13 protein-coding genes and 1 tRNA gene are annotated in these 13,230 nt (G+C 71.0%); 4 read left to right on the forward strand and 10 right to left on the reverse strand.

All coding sequences use genetic code 11. From position 1 onward, the window contains the following. Positions 1-33: 33 nt before the first annotated feature. Together ACIQV3_RS24790 and ACIQV3_RS24795 are read left to right on the forward strand one after the other, a co-directional pair. Positions 34-279: a hypothetical protein gene (locus ACIQV3_RS24790; RefSeq protein ID WP_403715210.1), complete on the forward strand. Its 246-nt coding sequence runs from the start codon at positions 34-36 to the stop codon at positions 277-279. Further along, positions 276-1,571 (forward strand): MFS transporter, encoded by a 1,296-nt coding sequence (locus tag ACIQV3_RS24795; protein WP_403715212.1) that lies wholly within the window; start codon positions 276-278, stop codon positions 1,569-1,571. The genes ACIQV3_RS24790 and ACIQV3_RS24795 overlap by 4 nt, the downstream gene beginning before the upstream one ends. Here the strand turns inward: ACIQV3_RS24795 and ACIQV3_RS24800 are convergent. From ACIQV3_RS24800 to ACIQV3_RS24825, 6 genes are all read right to left on the reverse strand, one after another. Beyond that, positions 1,501-2,298 (reverse strand): S16 family serine protease, encoded by a 798-nt coding sequence (locus tag ACIQV3_RS24800; RefSeq protein WP_403715214.1) that lies wholly within the window; start codon positions 2,296-2,298, stop codon positions 1,501-1,503. The two genes, ACIQV3_RS24795 and ACIQV3_RS24800, sit on opposite strands and share 71 nt — an antisense overlap. A gap of 121 nt (positions 2,299-2,419) precedes the next feature. After that, entirely contained in the window at positions 2,420-3,061 is a 642-nt protein-coding gene (locus tag ACIQV3_RS24805; protein ID WP_054222485.1) for an IclR family transcriptional regulator, read from the reverse strand. Between the two features lie 404 nt (positions 3,062-3,465). After that, on the reverse strand, positions 3,466-5,250 hold the full coding sequence (locus tag ACIQV3_RS24810; protein WP_266877913.1) for a DEAD/DEAH box helicase: 1,785 nt from the start codon (positions 5,248-5,250) through the stop codon (positions 3,466-3,468). 206 nt (positions 5,251-5,456) lie between these two features. Next, positions 5,457-5,828 (reverse strand): type II toxin-antitoxin system death-on-curing family toxin, encoded by a 372-nt coding sequence (locus tag ACIQV3_RS24815; protein ID WP_403715218.1) that lies wholly within the window; start codon positions 5,826-5,828, stop codon positions 5,457-5,459. After that, positions 5,825-6,022, reverse strand: coding sequence for a plasmid mobilization protein (locus ACIQV3_RS24820; protein WP_030769667.1), 198 nt, complete (start codon positions 6,020-6,022; stop codon positions 5,825-5,827). Before ACIQV3_RS24820 ends, ACIQV3_RS24815 begins: the two co-directional genes overlap by 4 nt. A gap of 329 nt (positions 6,023-6,351) precedes the next feature. Next, positions 6,352-7,806, reverse strand: a complete 1,455-nt coding sequence (locus ACIQV3_RS24825; RefSeq protein ID WP_403715220.1) for an MFS transporter — start codon at positions 7,804-7,806, stop codon at positions 6,352-6,354. A 137-nt stretch (positions 7,807-7,943) separates the two neighbouring features. Between ACIQV3_RS24825 and ACIQV3_RS24830 the strand changes: the two genes are divergently transcribed. Together ACIQV3_RS24830 and ACIQV3_RS24835 are read left to right on the forward strand one after the other, a co-directional pair. Continuing rightward, positions 7,944-8,348: a hypothetical protein gene (locus ACIQV3_RS24830; RefSeq protein ID WP_403715222.1), complete on the forward strand. Its 405-nt coding sequence runs from the start codon at positions 7,944-7,946 to the stop codon at positions 8,346-8,348. A gap of 159 nt (positions 8,349-8,507) precedes the next feature. Then, positions 8,508-8,579, forward strand: a tRNA-Cys gene (locus ACIQV3_RS24835). Positions 8,580-8,653: 74 nt separating this feature from the next. Here ACIQV3_RS24835 and ACIQV3_RS24840 read toward each other — a convergent pair. The 4 genes from ACIQV3_RS24840 to mycP form a co-directional block, all read right to left on the reverse strand. Continuing rightward, the gene (locus ACIQV3_RS24840) at positions 8,654-9,157 is read right to left on the reverse strand and encodes a hypothetical protein (RefSeq protein WP_403715224.1); all 504 of its coding nucleotides are present in this window, start codon (positions 9,155-9,157) and stop codon (positions 8,654-8,656) included. A 145-nt stretch (positions 9,158-9,302) separates the two neighbouring features. Next, the gene (locus ACIQV3_RS24845; protein WP_403715228.1) at positions 9,303-11,591 is read right to left on the reverse strand and encodes a hypothetical protein; all 2,289 of its coding nucleotides are present in this window, start codon (positions 11,589-11,591) and stop codon (positions 9,303-9,305) included. 22 nt (positions 11,592-11,613) lie between these two features. Next, positions 11,614-12,039, reverse strand: a complete 426-nt coding sequence (locus tag ACIQV3_RS24850) for a hypothetical protein (RefSeq protein ID WP_403715230.1) — start codon at positions 12,037-12,039, stop codon at positions 11,614-11,616. 55 nt (positions 12,040-12,094) lie between these two features. Then, complete coding sequence (mycP, locus tag ACIQV3_RS24855) at positions 12,095-13,165, reverse strand: type VII secretion-associated serine protease mycosin (RefSeq protein ID WP_403715232.1); 1,071 nt, start codon at positions 13,163-13,165, stop codon at positions 12,095-12,097. Between the last annotated feature and the right edge of the window lie 65 nt (positions 13,166-13,230).

The raw sequence follows: 13,230 nt of genomic DNA on the forward strand, positions 1-13,230 counted from the left end.
CTCCGCACCCCCTTTCGCAGAAGGAGCCCTGCCGTGCACGCCTTCAGCCATGCCCACATCCACGCCGCCACCCACGCCACCCGCACCGCCGAGGCCGCCGCCTGGCGCCGTGCGCGGGAGGCCGCGCCGCACCTCTGCCGGCACCCCGCCTCCACCCTGCGCAACCGGATCGGCGAGGCCCTGATCGCCACCGGCATCCACCTGATCCAGCCCGCGCACCTGCAGGCACGCATCGCCCTCGACACCCGGATCTCCCGCCCGCACGGCGGCATCGCGTGAACCGTCGCCCCTTCACCGCCGTCCTGCTCGCCAACACCATCTCGATAGCGGGGAGTTCGCTGACCCTCATCGGCGTCCCGTGGTTCGTGCTCCAGACCACCGGCAGCGCCGGCCGGGCCGGGATCGTCGCCTTCTGCGCCACCCTGCCCGTCGCGATCGCCGCCCTGGTCGGGGGCCCGGTCATCGACCGGCTCGGCCGCCGCCGGGTCTCCGCCGGCTCCGACCTGATCTGCGGGCTGTCCGTGGGCGCGATACCGCTGCTGCACCACACGGGGCTGCTGGAGTTCTGGATGCTGTGCGCGCTGATGGCCGTCGGCGGCCTCGTGCACACCCCCGGACTGGCCGCGCGCTACGTCCTGCTCCCCCATCTCGCCGAGCACGCCGGCACCACCGTCGCCCGCGCCGCCAGCCTCTACGACGCCGTCTCGCGCGGAGCCCGGATGATCGGGGCCGCGCTGGCCGGCGTACTGATCGCCACGGTCGGCGTCGAGTCGGTCCTGCTCCTGGACGCCGCCACCTTCTGCGCCTCAGCGCTGCTGGTCAGCGCCTTCGTGCGCGGGATACCGGCCGCCGAGCCGCAGCGCGCCGCCGGGAAGGTGTCGCTCGCCGGGTACCGGGCGGAACTCGCCGAGGGCTGGCGGTTCCTGATCCGCACGCGGCTGCTGCTGGGCCTCACGGTGATGGTGATGATGACCAACGGCCTCGACCAGGGCTGGTCCTCGGTCCTGCTGCCGGTGCACGGCCGCGACGCTCTGGGCGGAGCCACCGCGCTCGGCCTGATGGTCGCCCTCTTCGGCGGGTTCGCGCTGCTGGGCGCCCTGCTCTACGGAGCCTGGGGCGAGCGGTTCTCCCGTAGGACCGTGTTCGCCGCGGCGTTCCTGCTGGGCGGGGCCCCGCGCTACGTGGTCGCCGCCTTCACCGACACCCCGCTGCCGCTCGCGGTGACGATGGCCCTGTCGGGGCTGGGCGCGGGCGTGCTCAACCCGATCCTGACCACGGTCATGCTGGAGAAGGTGCCCGACGAGCTGCGCAGCCGGGTCTCGGGCGTGACCCAGGCGGGCTGCGAGCTGACGATGCCGCTCGGCGGGCTGGCCGCGGGGCTGCTCATCGACGGCTTCGGGGTGACCACGACGCTGCTGGTGTTCGGCGGGCTCTACTTCCTCGCCACGCTCTCCCCGCTGGTGTTCCCGTCCTGGCGGAGCATGGAGGCGGCCCCCCGGCTCAGCAGGACGGAACCGGTGCACCCTTCTGCAGAGCCCGCAGCGCGTCAACCGCATCCGTCAGCGAAGTGACGGGGACCAGCCGGAGCCCCTCGGGGAGTTCGGACTTCGCGTCCGAGCACTCCGCCGCCGGTACGAGGAACACGCTCGCCCCGTCGCGCCGCGCGGCCTGAGTCTTCAGGGCCACCCCGCCGACCGCACCGACCTCGCCGTCCGCGCTGATGGTGCCCGTACCGGCGATGGATTTGCCGCCGGTGAGATCGCCGCCGCTGCCGTTCCCGTCGAGCTTGTCGACGATGCCCAGGGAGAAGAGCAGTCCGGCGCTCGGACCGCCGACGTCGGCGAGGTTCAGCTGGACCTTCACGTCCTTCGGGTCCTTGTGGAGGTAGCCGAGGGCGGCCCGGGAGGCCGTCGACTGCGACTTGGTCATCTCCTCCAGGTTGTGCTCCTCGATCTCCTTGTCGCTTCCGCCCGATCCGTACACCGACTCCCTGGGCATGACCGCCCGGGTGGTGTCGAACCAGTCGCCGACCAGTTCGGGGAGGGTGACGGAGGTGGAGGGACCGGTGGCCTGGATGGTGGTCATCCGCAGCTGGCCCGTGGTCGCGCGGGTGGGGGCCCCGGTGATGCTGATGACCTGCTTGCCGTCGCGGGAGCCGAGCACGTCGGCCGTGAGGCCCGGCTGCGCGATCACGAAGGGCAGCGGTGCCAGGGCCGCGACGGCGAACAGCGCGAGCACGGGCACGGCGCAGACGGCGAGGGCGGCGGGGCGCGGCAGACGTGTGAGGCGAGAGAGCACCGGGCCAATCTAGCGCGGGTACCCCCGGACGGGTCGAGCCGCGCCCCCGGTGGTCGGGGGCGCGGCTCGGTGTCCTGATGTGCCGTGCGTACGGCGCGTACCGCGCGCGCGGCTCCGCGGCTCAGCGCAGGGCGTCGGCCACCTCTCGGGCGGCGTCCACCACGCGCGGGCCGACCCGCTCGGGCACGGCGTCGGCCAGCATGACGACGCCCACGCTGCCCTCCAGCCCCGTGATGCCCACGAGGGGCGCGGCAGCGCCGCTGGCGCCCGCTTCGAGCTCACCGTGGGTGAGCGTGTACCCGGGCTCGATGAGCGTGCCCTGACGGGCGGCCAGGATGGCCCGGCCGGCTGCCCCGCGGTCCAGCGGATGCCGGAAGCCGGGCCGGTAGGCCACGTGGTAGTCGGTCCAGGTCGGCTCGACGACCGCCACGGCGAGCGCTTCGGTTCCGTCCACGAGGGTCAGGTGCGCGGTGGCCCCTATGTCCTCGGCGAGGGAGCGCAGCGCCGGCAGCGCCGCCTCGCGCACGAGGGGGTGCACCTGGCGGCCCAGGCGCAGCACGCCGAGCCCGACGCGGGCGCGGCCGCCGAGGTCGCGGCGGACCAGGGCGTGCTGTTCGAGGGTGGCCAGGAGGCGGTAGACCACGGTGCGGTTCACACCGAGGCGGTTGGAGAGCTCGGTGACGGTCAGACCGTGGTCGGTGTCGGCGAGCAGTTTGAGAACTCGGAGTCCTCGGTCGAGAGTCTGGGAGGTTTCCGCGGTCACGACGCCTCTCCCTCTTTCGGTGGGCGGCGGTGACTCTCTGGGGATAGCGCCGCCGGTCCCTCGGCGACGCACGGAGAGGCCGCCGGTAGCGGCCATGGCACCGGCTGCGCTCCCGCGGCGGCGCTGCCACGGGGCGTTCGATGCGGGGACAGTAGCGAGCGGGTTCGCTCAGCGGAAGGGCTCGTCCAGAATCCGGGCGCCTACTGGCGTTTTGTGCCGGTTGAAAACGCACATCGCCGTCGATTCGTGACCTTCGGCCCCGCGGTCGCGGCTCCTGTGCCCGGGTCGCCCGCGCGGCCCGGCAGGGCCTCCCACCACGGGTGCGGCGCCACCGCTACGACGGCCCGGGCGGGCGGGGACCGTACGAATCTCCCCGCACCGCCCGTGCCGCATTCCGTAGGAAATCACCGCATGCGGGTGGCCCACTCCTGGACCTTCTTGATCCGCTCGCGCAGCTGTCCCGCCGTGGCTTCCGCGCTCGGCGGTCCGCCGCACACGCGGCGCAGTTCGGTGTGGAGCACCCCGTGCGGTTTGCCGCTCTGGTGGACGTAGGCGCCCACCATCGTGTTGAGCGACTTCCGCAGCTCCAGGAGTTCCTTGTGCGAGACCACGGGCCGCCGGTCGGCCGGCAGCTCCAGCAGGTCCGCCTCCGAGTCGGGCTTGCGCTTGCTGTGCGCGATCTGCCGCGACTGCCGCTTCTGGAGCAGCATCTGCACCTGGTCGGGCTCCAGCAGTCCCGGAATGCCGAGGTAGTCCTGCTCCTCTTCACTGCCCGGATGCGCCTGCATGCCGAACTCGGCGCCGTCGTACAGCACCCGGTCGAAGACGGCGTCGGACTCCAGCGCCTCGAAGGACATCTGCTCCTCGTCGCCGGTGTCCTCGTCCTCCTGCTTGTTCGCCTCCTCCATCTCCTTCTCGGAGTCGGCGTACGGGTCTTCCTCGCCCTGCTTCTTCGGCTTGTCGAGGACGTGGTCGCGCTCGACTTCCATCTCGTTCGCGAAGCCCAGCAGGTAGGGGATGGTCGGCAGGAACACCGAGGCCGTCTCGCCGCGCCGGCGCGAGCGCACGAAGCGCCCGACGGCCTGCGCGAAGAACAGCGGGGTCGAGATGGTGGTGGCGTACACGCCGACCGCGAGCCGCGGTACGTCGACGCCCTCGGACACCATGCGGACGGCGACCATCCACCGGTCGTTGCTCGCGGCGAACTCGTCGATCCGCTTCGAGGCGCCGGTGTCGTCCGACAGCACGACGGTGGCCTTGCTCCCCGTGATCTCCCGGATGAGCTTGGCGTAGGCCCGCGCGGAGTCCTGATCGGCGGCGATGACCAGCCCGCCCGCGTCGGGGATGCCCTTCCTGACCTCGGTCAGCCGCTGGTCGGCGGCGCGCAGCACGTTCGGCATCCAGTCGCCGCGCGCGTCGAGCGCCGTGCGCCAGGCCTGCGAGATGGCGTCCTTGGTCATCGGCTCGCCGAGGCGCGCGGCGATCTCGTCACCGGCCTTGGTGCGCCAGCGCATGTTGCCGCTGTAGGAAAGGAAGATGACGGGCCGCACGACCCCGTCGCCGAGCGCGTTCCCGTAGCCGTACGTGTAATCGGCGGAGGACCGCCGAATGCCGTCGTTCCCTTCCTCGTAAGCGACGAAGGGAATGGGATTCGTATCGGACCGGAAGGGCGTACCGGTGAGCGCGAGCCGCCGGGTCGCCGGGTCGAAGGCCTCCAGGCAGGCCTCGCCCCAGGACTTCGAGTCGCCGGCGTGGTGGATCTCGTCGAGGATGACGAGCGTCTTGCGCTGCTCGCACCGGTTGCGGTGCAGCATCGGCCGCACGCCCACACCCGCGTACGTGACGGCGACCCCGTGGTAGTCCTTGCTGAGCGGCCCCGCGGAGTAATCGGGATCCAGCCGGATCCCTATCCGGGCGGCGGCTTCCGCCCACTGCTTCTTCAGGTGCTCGGTGGGCGCGACGACGGTCACCTGCTGCACCACGTGGTGGTGCAGCAGCCAGGACGCGAGGGTCAGCGCGAAGGTGGTCTTGCCGGCCCCGGGGGTGGCGACGGCGAGGAAGTCGCGCGGCTGGGTCTCCAGGTACCGGTCCAGCGCACCCTGCTGCCAAGCTCGCAGGGCGCTGGCGGTACCCCACGGCGCGCGGCCGGGGAAGGCGGGTGAGAGGTGGTGGGAGGCGGTAGTAGTCACGGTCTCCGGTTCGGTCTCTCGGCGGCGTTCCCGTCCCGGACGCGCATTCCGGGCAACTCCGGGCGTGCGGTCCGGGCATCGGTACGGCCGGCGGTACGGGCAGTCGTACGTAGGACAACCGGGCCACCTTACCGGCCCCGGCCCGCCCCTCGCGGAGGGACAGGCCCGTGACCTCGGCGCGTGCGGCGAGCGTCACATTCGCGGGTTCAGCGCGCGAACCTCGGCAGCTGGGCTGCGATCTTGGGGACGTCCAGGGCGCCCTGGCACACGTCCAGCACGAAGTGCTCGGCCTCGTCGACGTCGAAGCCGGCGTCCAGCGGGTGGCGGTTCATGTGGAGGAAGACCCAGGTCGCGTACCAGGCGATGCGCTTGTTGCCGTCCACCAGGCCGTGGTTGCGGGCCAGGGATTCCATCAGGGCCGCGGCCTTCTCCCAGATGTCCGGATAGGCGTCCTGGCCGAACACGCTCGACTGTGGGCGCGCGAGCGCCGAATCGAGCAGTCCGTAGTCGCGCACCTCACTGGTCCCGAGCCGCTCCGCGAGGTTCAGCACCTCGGGCAGGGTCAGGAAGTGGGTCACGCAAGCCTCCGGTTCAGCTCGCCGCTGACCTTCAGGACATGCTCGGCCGCCTCGTTGAACAGCCGGGAATGTTCGTTTACGGCCCTGATCACCGCCTCGTGCGCGAAGGACTGCATGCTGCGGCCCTCCGCCTCGGCGCGCTCGCGCAGGGCGTCCAGCTCTTCTTCGGTGAACCTGACGTTGAGACCAGCCATGGCCCGATGGTACCGCGCGGTACCACCCGGTGTCAGCCCTTTTCCCCGCCCCCGCCGCCACGGGCGGCCGCCCGCATGGCCGCCCCGGCGACACCAGCTGCTTCCCGCCCGCCGCCCTCCGAGGCTCCCCCCGGCCCCACCCGCACGCACAGGGCCGACGCCGACCGCATCCAGCCAGCCCGCCCGCCTGCCCGCCTCCCAGGCAATCCCTGGCCCCACCCGCACGCACAGGGAGCCGGATGCCGGCCCCATACAGCCCGCCGGCGTGGGAGGCGCGGGGGTCCGGGGGCGGAGCCCCGGGCAACGGCGCCGCGCCGGACCACGCGCGGTCAGCCCCGCTGCGGCTCCGCATCGAGCCGGGTGGCGACCCACGCCCCCACCAGGGCCACGCAGGCCATCGGCAGGAACACCACCACGAACGCCATGGGGTGCGAAGCCCCGCCCCCCTCCACCACGGAGTGCGCCGCCCCCACCGCTCCCCCGCCGAGCGCGGCGAACGCCGCGCCCCCGGCAGCGAGCAGCACCACGTTCGCCAGCGCGTCCGAGATCTGCAGCGACGCGGAGTTCGCCCCCGCCTCCTCCGGCGCCGAAAGCTTCAGCAGCAGCACGCTCGTGGAGCCGATGACGAGCCCCATCCCCAGGCACCCCAGCGCCCACACCAGCGCCAGGGTCCACACCGGCACCCACTCCACGAGTACCGCCGGCGCCCCGGCGATCGACGCCGCGACCATGATCATGCCCAGCACGATCAGCCGTTCCCGGTACGGCTCCACCCGCCCCTGCGACTGCACCCACGAGCCGGCCGCCCACGTCACCCCGCCCAGCGCGAGCGAGAACCCGGCCATCGTCGGGCTCAGACCCCGCTGGGTGACCAGCATCAGCGGTACGAAGCTCTCCGCCGCGATGAACGACCCCGCCGCCACGCCCCGCAGCAGCACCACCGACGGCAGCCCGCGCCGCGCCAGGTAGGTCCCGCGCGGCAGCAGCCCCAGCACGGCGGGCACCATCAGCGCGGCCCCCGCGATCCCCGGAACCAACGACAGCCACCTCAGGTCCTGGGCGGCGTACTGCAGCAGCCCCGCACCGGCCGAGATCCCGAGGGCGAGCCGGATCCGCCGCCGGTCGAACGCCACGGGCGGAGCCTCGGGGTCCACCGGCCCGGAGGCGCTGCGCCGTATCGCGGGCAGCGCCACGGCCAGCGGTACGAAGACCAGTGCGGGTATCCCGAGGAAGACCCACCGCCACCCGAGCTGTTCGGTCACGGTGCCCGCGGCCAGCGGTCCCACGATCGAGGGCACGACCCAGCTCGCGGCGAAGGCCGCCATGATCGCGGGCCTCAGCCGCTCCTCGTAGGCCCGGCTCACCACCACGTACAGCGCGACGATGACCAGCCCGCCGCCGAACCCCTGCACGGCCCGCCCGAGCACGAACATCCACATCGCCCCGGCGGTCCCGGAAAGCACCAGCCCGGCGGCGAAGGACCCGATCCCCACGGTCAGCGGCCGCAGCGGCCCCTGCCGGTCGGCCCACTGCCCGGAGAGCACCATCCCGAAGAGGCTGGTCGTGAAGTAGGCGGAGAAGGCGAAGGCGTAGAGCGCGATCCCGTCCAGCTCCCGGGCGGCCACGGGCATGGCGGTCCCGACGGCGGTGGCCTCGAAGGCGATCAGGAAGATGACGGAGATGATCCCGATGCTGAGCGTCCGGTACGCGGGCCCGAAGATCCCGCCCTGTGGGTGGGGCGGGACGGGGGTGGATGCAGCAGCTCGCTGCGGGAGGACGCTCATCGCCCCAGCGTAAGGTGCGTGACCTGGTATCGACCCTGTCATTTCGGCGTATCCCGCCTCGGTCCCAGGTCCTAAGCCCACCGGGCACCTGAGACCTGCCACGTCTCAGCCGACCGGCCTGCGCTAGCTTCACCCTCATGAACTCATTGGCGCAGGTGTACGAGAGAGAGTTCCGCGTGCGCGGCCTGCGCGAGCAGGGGTGGGGCCGGGGACTGATGGCCACGGCGGCCATCATCTGGCTCTGGATGGGCTACCTGCTCCTTTTCCCCTTCAGTGCCGACCAGGGTGAGAACTTCAAGCCCGTCGAGTGCGAGTCCCGCGCCTTCCACCAGGACAGCAGGAACTTCGCGGTGTCGTACCGCGCGGACGAGGGCGAGCGCTGTGACGCCGAGCGCGACTGGGGACCGATACTCGCCGCTCTCCTCCTCTCCCTCCCCCTGGCCTCGATCGGCACCGGCTTGTACGTCTCCGGCACATCGGCGCTCCGCACCGCCGCCTACGCTGCCGAGATCACGCGCCTGAACGCCACCAGGGAGGCCTGAGCAGCGTCGGGACCAAATCGGCAGCAGCGAGCCCGGACCGCAAGGGCCGCGCACGCACCCCGGACTGTGAACGCGGCATGGCAGTCGCATTGCACCGCCCCCGCACCCCTTCCCCCGCCCTCCCGCGCCCTCGTACGGTCGTACCCATCACCACCACCCAGCCGTGTGCCCGAGTGGTTGAGGGACTCGCCTGCAAAGCGAGTTACGCCGGTTCGATTCCGGTCACGGCTTCTACGGCGAAGGCCGGTCAGGGGAGGCGCTCCCCTGACCGGCCTTCGCCGTACCGTCCCTACGAGGGGCCGCGATCAGCCGGCCGGTAGCGCCGAGGCCTGCTCCGGTAGCCCGCCACCGTCGCGGCAGCCCAGCTCCTTGGCCAGCGCGCGTGCGGCAGCGTGAGCGATGACGAGGTAGTCGTTTGCGAGCTTGGTCTCGCCCTCGCTGTCCCACTGGTCCTGGAAGGCAACGGTGAGCCGCACGGAGCCCGCGGCTCCGGCCCGGGCGCTGACGCAGTCGAACGCCACCGCCCTCTCCTTGTCAGCGCGCACCACCCGCACACCGCCCCCTGCGGCACCCTCCACCGACGGCCGTACCTCCGCGACGCGCTTCCCCGACCCGATCCGGCCGGTCACCACACATGACGGCACAGCCCGGGCCTCCTCCACGGCCTTGGCCATGGCCGAGGCTCCCACGGCCCCCTTGGCGTCCGGGACCAGGTACCAGGACTGCAGGACCCGCCCCAGCGCGTCCGCGCCCGCCTCTCCGAGTAGCCCGGAACACGCCTCGGTCGCCGCGACCTCGGGATTCTTCACGGCAGGAGCCTTCACCTCAGCGTCCGAACCCCCGCACCCGGCCACGAACACCAACCCCGCCACAACCCCCGTGACGCGCACCGCCCGCACCCACGCCATCACAGCGTCCCTTCACGTTTCTCACCGGCAGCATCGAATCCGCCGTTCACGACCGACTGGCCGAAGACGCCACCAGATCCCGGCCGACGGAGTGGCCGACTGCCGACTCCTTGGACGCGGCCGTCGCCAGAGTGTCGACATCCGCCGCCGACATACCCGACCCGGCCGCCGCATGATGGACGGCGGCGTCCGCCGCCCTGCTCGACCTCTCTTCGGCAGCGGCGTACATCGTGGCCACCTTCTTCTCCGTCTCGGCCGTCTTGTCCTCGCCCTCCTTCTTCGCATCCTCCACGAAGTGCTCTGTGACGTCCTCCTGGACCCACTCCAGGACGTCACCGGCGAGCGGTACCAACTCGACGTACTTGCCGCCCGCCGCGGTGATACCTCTATTGATCCACTTCGCAGTGTCCTCGACGCCCTTGACGTACTCCTCGTTGCTGTGAGCGGTCTCGGAGTACATATTCTGGGCCCGGGCCTCCGTCAGCATCCCGGTGATCTGCCCACCCGGGAACACGGCGTTCTCAATCGCCGTGTCCAAGTGCCCGTGCTCCACGCGGTGCACGATGACGTCGTTGACGAGAACCCCGGTGAAGGCCTGGTTGGCGTTGACGATCGCCCCGTACGCTTCCGGATCCTGGCCGACCGCCCCCAGGAAGCGGGCCATGTCAGCCTTGTTGAACTCCGCCATCTCGCCGCTCACCTTGATCTGGGCAGAATGGTGGGCGGCGGACGCCTGCAGGTCGGGTACGTACTCGGCGGCCATCTGGCCGAACCGGCCGGACAGCGCGGCCAGCGGGGCCTTCTCGTCCCCACCCGGCTTCGCGGCGACCAACTCCGGGTTGTCGCTGATTTTCGCGACGACCCGTTCCATGACGTCCGTCATCGGGCCGGTGTGCGGAACGGGCTTCGCGTCCTCGTCGCCCGCCGCGCGGCCCGACACCGCCGCTTCCAGGGCGCCGCCCAGCGCCTCTTGCGCCGCGGGCGGGTCGCCGGCCTTCGCCATGTCGAAGCTGTCCGTGTAGGGCTTCTTGTCGAGCATGTAGTCGACCATGCCCTGCTCCTTGCCGTGCTGACCGCCGACCGGCTTGTCGTCCTTGGTGACGATGCCGTCGCCGTTGGAGTCCTCGCGGACCGGCTCGTTGAAGAAGGCCGTCGCCGCGTCCGGGTTGTTGCCGAGCGCCTCCATCAGGCCCGTCAGCGGGTAGAAGCCCCGTCCACCGCCCTCGCCCTGGTTGAGGACCGAGTCGAGGCCGTACGGGGTGTGGGACTCCCAGGCCTTCGGATCCTTGCGGTCCACGGCGACCATGTCGCGGCCGACCGAGGTCAGGAACTCCTTGTCGTACGTGCCCTCACGGATCAGCGCACCGAGCGCCTGATAGCCGTAGATCGTCGTCACACCGCCGGTGACCTGCATCTCCCTGCGGCCGGCCCGCATCAGCTCGGTCGTCCACGCGGCGTCGAGGTGGTTCGGCACGTCCTTGTGCGTGGCCAGGCCGAGCATCGCGCCCATGTCGCTCTGGATGTTCGCGACCATCAGCGCACGGTCCCTGCCGGCCGGACCGAGCCCGGTCGCGTCCAGGGACATGGTGGCGTACATCTCCAGCGTGCCCTCGGCGCCGACCGTCCGGTAGAAGCCCGTCGCGAACTCGGGGTCCTCCCGGTTGTCGTCGAGCAGGTCCTCCAACTCGCGCAGCGCCTCGGGGTTGCGGGCCGTGCCGCCGTCACCCGTGACCTTCTTCATCAGGGCGGCCGCCCGGTCCACTTGTTCGGCGTCCAGGGTGGCGTACTTCGGCGCGGTGAAGTTGTTGTCGTCCGTGACGTTGGCCTGGAGCGCGCGGACGAGGGAGTCGTCCGCGTCCTGGGCGTCCTCGACGGCCCGGTTGACCCGGTCCTGCCACAGGCCCTGGTTCTTGCGGAGCGTGGCCTGGTAGTCCGGATCGTGCTGGGCCGCGTACCGGTCCTGCGCATCGGCGAGCGGTATGGCGGACACCCGCCCGCTCTCGTCTATTCGAAAACCGGCGGCCGGGGCGTCCGCGACCAGCTTCTTGATCTGCTCCTGGACCGCCTTGATGGTGGCGTGGCCGTCGGTGAGCAGGAGGTGGATGCCCTTGGCTTCGCGGGCCGCGTCGTCGAACTCCTTGGCCGTCTTGTCCACGAGCGAGCGGGCGACGCCCGCGGTGACTCCGCTCCACTGGGCCTTGTCCGACTTGGTCTTCATGCCGTCGCGTGCCGACCCCGCCAGCTCGTCCAGCTTCTTGACCATCGCGGCCCAGTCGGTGATCGCGGTCTGGAGGGAGCCCAGGGGCGCGTTCATGACGTTCTCGTACGTCAGCACGTGTCCGACACCTTCGTCTTGTTCACTTGAGCAGCTCGTCGATCTTGGAGGCCGTGAAATCGGCGTGCAGCTGCTGCTCTTCCTTGGCGTGCGAGGAGAGCGAGTGGTTGAGGCCGTTGGAGATGTTCGCGCAGGCGGCGACGAGGGTCCTGAGCTGGCTCTCCCAGCGGGTGTTGACCTTGAGCAGGGCCGCCCCGCTCGCAAAGCCCTCGCGCGTGAGCGCGCCGGCCGCCTCTACGGTGGAGGCGGCGGCGTGCTTGCCGTCGCTGGAGAGTCGGGTGTGGAGCTTGTAGGCCTCGGAGCCGACCTCGCCGATGCGGTCCTGGTCGAGCTCCAGATCGGCACTGCCGCCGCCGGGGCCGGGCGCGGCGGGGACGCTGTTGAGCCGCATGGTGACGTTGGCGGCGGCAGTGCTCCGGGCCGTGGACCATTCCTCGTCGAACGACATGTGGTGGCCTTCCCTTCCGGGTGCGGTGGTTTACGGTTCCATGCCTCGGCGCGAGTCAGCGGCTCCGGCGCCGGAGGGCAACGGCGGTGACGGCTCCCCCGATGAGCACGCAGGCACCAAGCCCGAGCGCGATCCACGGCAAGCTGCCGCTGCCGCCTCCCGTTGCCTTCGCCTCGGCCTGGGGCGCGGGGGCCGCCTGGCCGGAGGGAGCGGTGGAGGAGGGCGCCGACGGGGCCTTCGTGCCCGTCCCGCCGCCGGCTGCGGCCAGGTCGGGGATCGGGTAGACGTCCGCGGGGCCGGGGTCGCCGGGGGTGGGCACGGCGATGCGGGGGCGGACTGCGCCGTAGCCAACGAAGTCGCTGCGCGCGGCGCCGTCGACTGGCTTACCGGCAGTGTTCATCATGACCCGGAGCACCTGGTTGTTGGTCCAGTCCGGGTGTGCGGACCAGATCAGCGCGGCAGAGGCGGAGGCGAGGGCGGTGGCGTCACTTGTTCCGTGGCTTGTGCACAGGCCGGTCTTGCCGCCACAAGCCGTGACAATGTCCGCTCCAGGCGCAGACAGATCTACCTGAGAACCGTGCTGCGACTCCGCCGTCGCCTTGCCGTTCTTGTCGACGGCTCCGACCCCCACCACTCCTGGCGTCGCGGCTGGGTAGAGAACACCATTCGACCCGTCTCCGCGATTACCGACGCCAGCAAAGATCAGCTTCCCCTTAGCCAGGGCGTACTTCACCGCAGCAAGGCGTTCCGGATCCTCATCACCCGAAGCCAGCGAAATACTGATGATTTTCGCTTCTGTGTCAGCTGCATAGCGGATCGCAGCAGTCCAGGCCACGTTTTTTACGTCAACATTCCCGGGAACACGAATCGGGAGAATCTTGGCCCCGGGCGCGAGCCCGAATGCCCCGTCCCCACTCGGGTGGTTCCCTGTAGCAGCAATAAGCGCTGCCATGGTGGTTCCGTGCTTATCCCAGTCCGTTCGCTCGTCACCCTCGTACGACGTCGCGAAGTCCTTTCCAGGGAGAACCTGCCCTTCCAGTTCAGGGATACGGTCTACACCGCTGTCGATCAGCGCGACCGTGACTCCCTTGCCCGTACTGATCTTCCAGATGTCGTCAGCCTTCATCGCCGTGAGATGCCACTGCCGCGACCGGATGGTCTCCGCGTGAGCCGGGGTCGCAGCAACCCCAA

This window comes from Streptomyces sp. NPDC099050 (assembly GCF_044759865.1).
Lineage (GTDB): Bacteria > Actinomycetota > Actinomycetes > Streptomycetales > Streptomycetaceae > Streptomyces.

Excerpts from the sequence above, each read along its gene's own strand:
- ACIQV3_RS24850 (WP_403715230.1), bottom strand. The coding sequence starts at position 12,039 with ATGTCGTTCGACGAGGAATGGTCCACGGCCCGGAGCACTGCCGCCGCC.
- ACIQV3_RS24825 (WP_403715220.1), bottom strand. The coding sequence starts at position 7,806 with ATGAGCGTCCTCCCGCAGCGAGCTGCTGCATCCACCCCCGTCCCGCCC.
- ACIQV3_RS24820 (WP_030769667.1), bottom strand. The coding sequence starts at position 6,022 with ATGGCTGGTCTCAACGTCAGGTTCACCGAAGAAGAGCTGGACGCCCTG.
- mycP (WP_403715232.1), bottom strand. The coding sequence starts at position 13,165 with ATGAAGGCTGACGACATCTGGAAGATCAGTACGGGCAAGGGAGTCACG.
- ACIQV3_RS24830 (WP_403715222.1), top strand. The coding sequence starts at position 7,944 with ATGAACTCATTGGCGCAGGTGTACGAGAGAGAGTTCCGCGTGCGCGGC.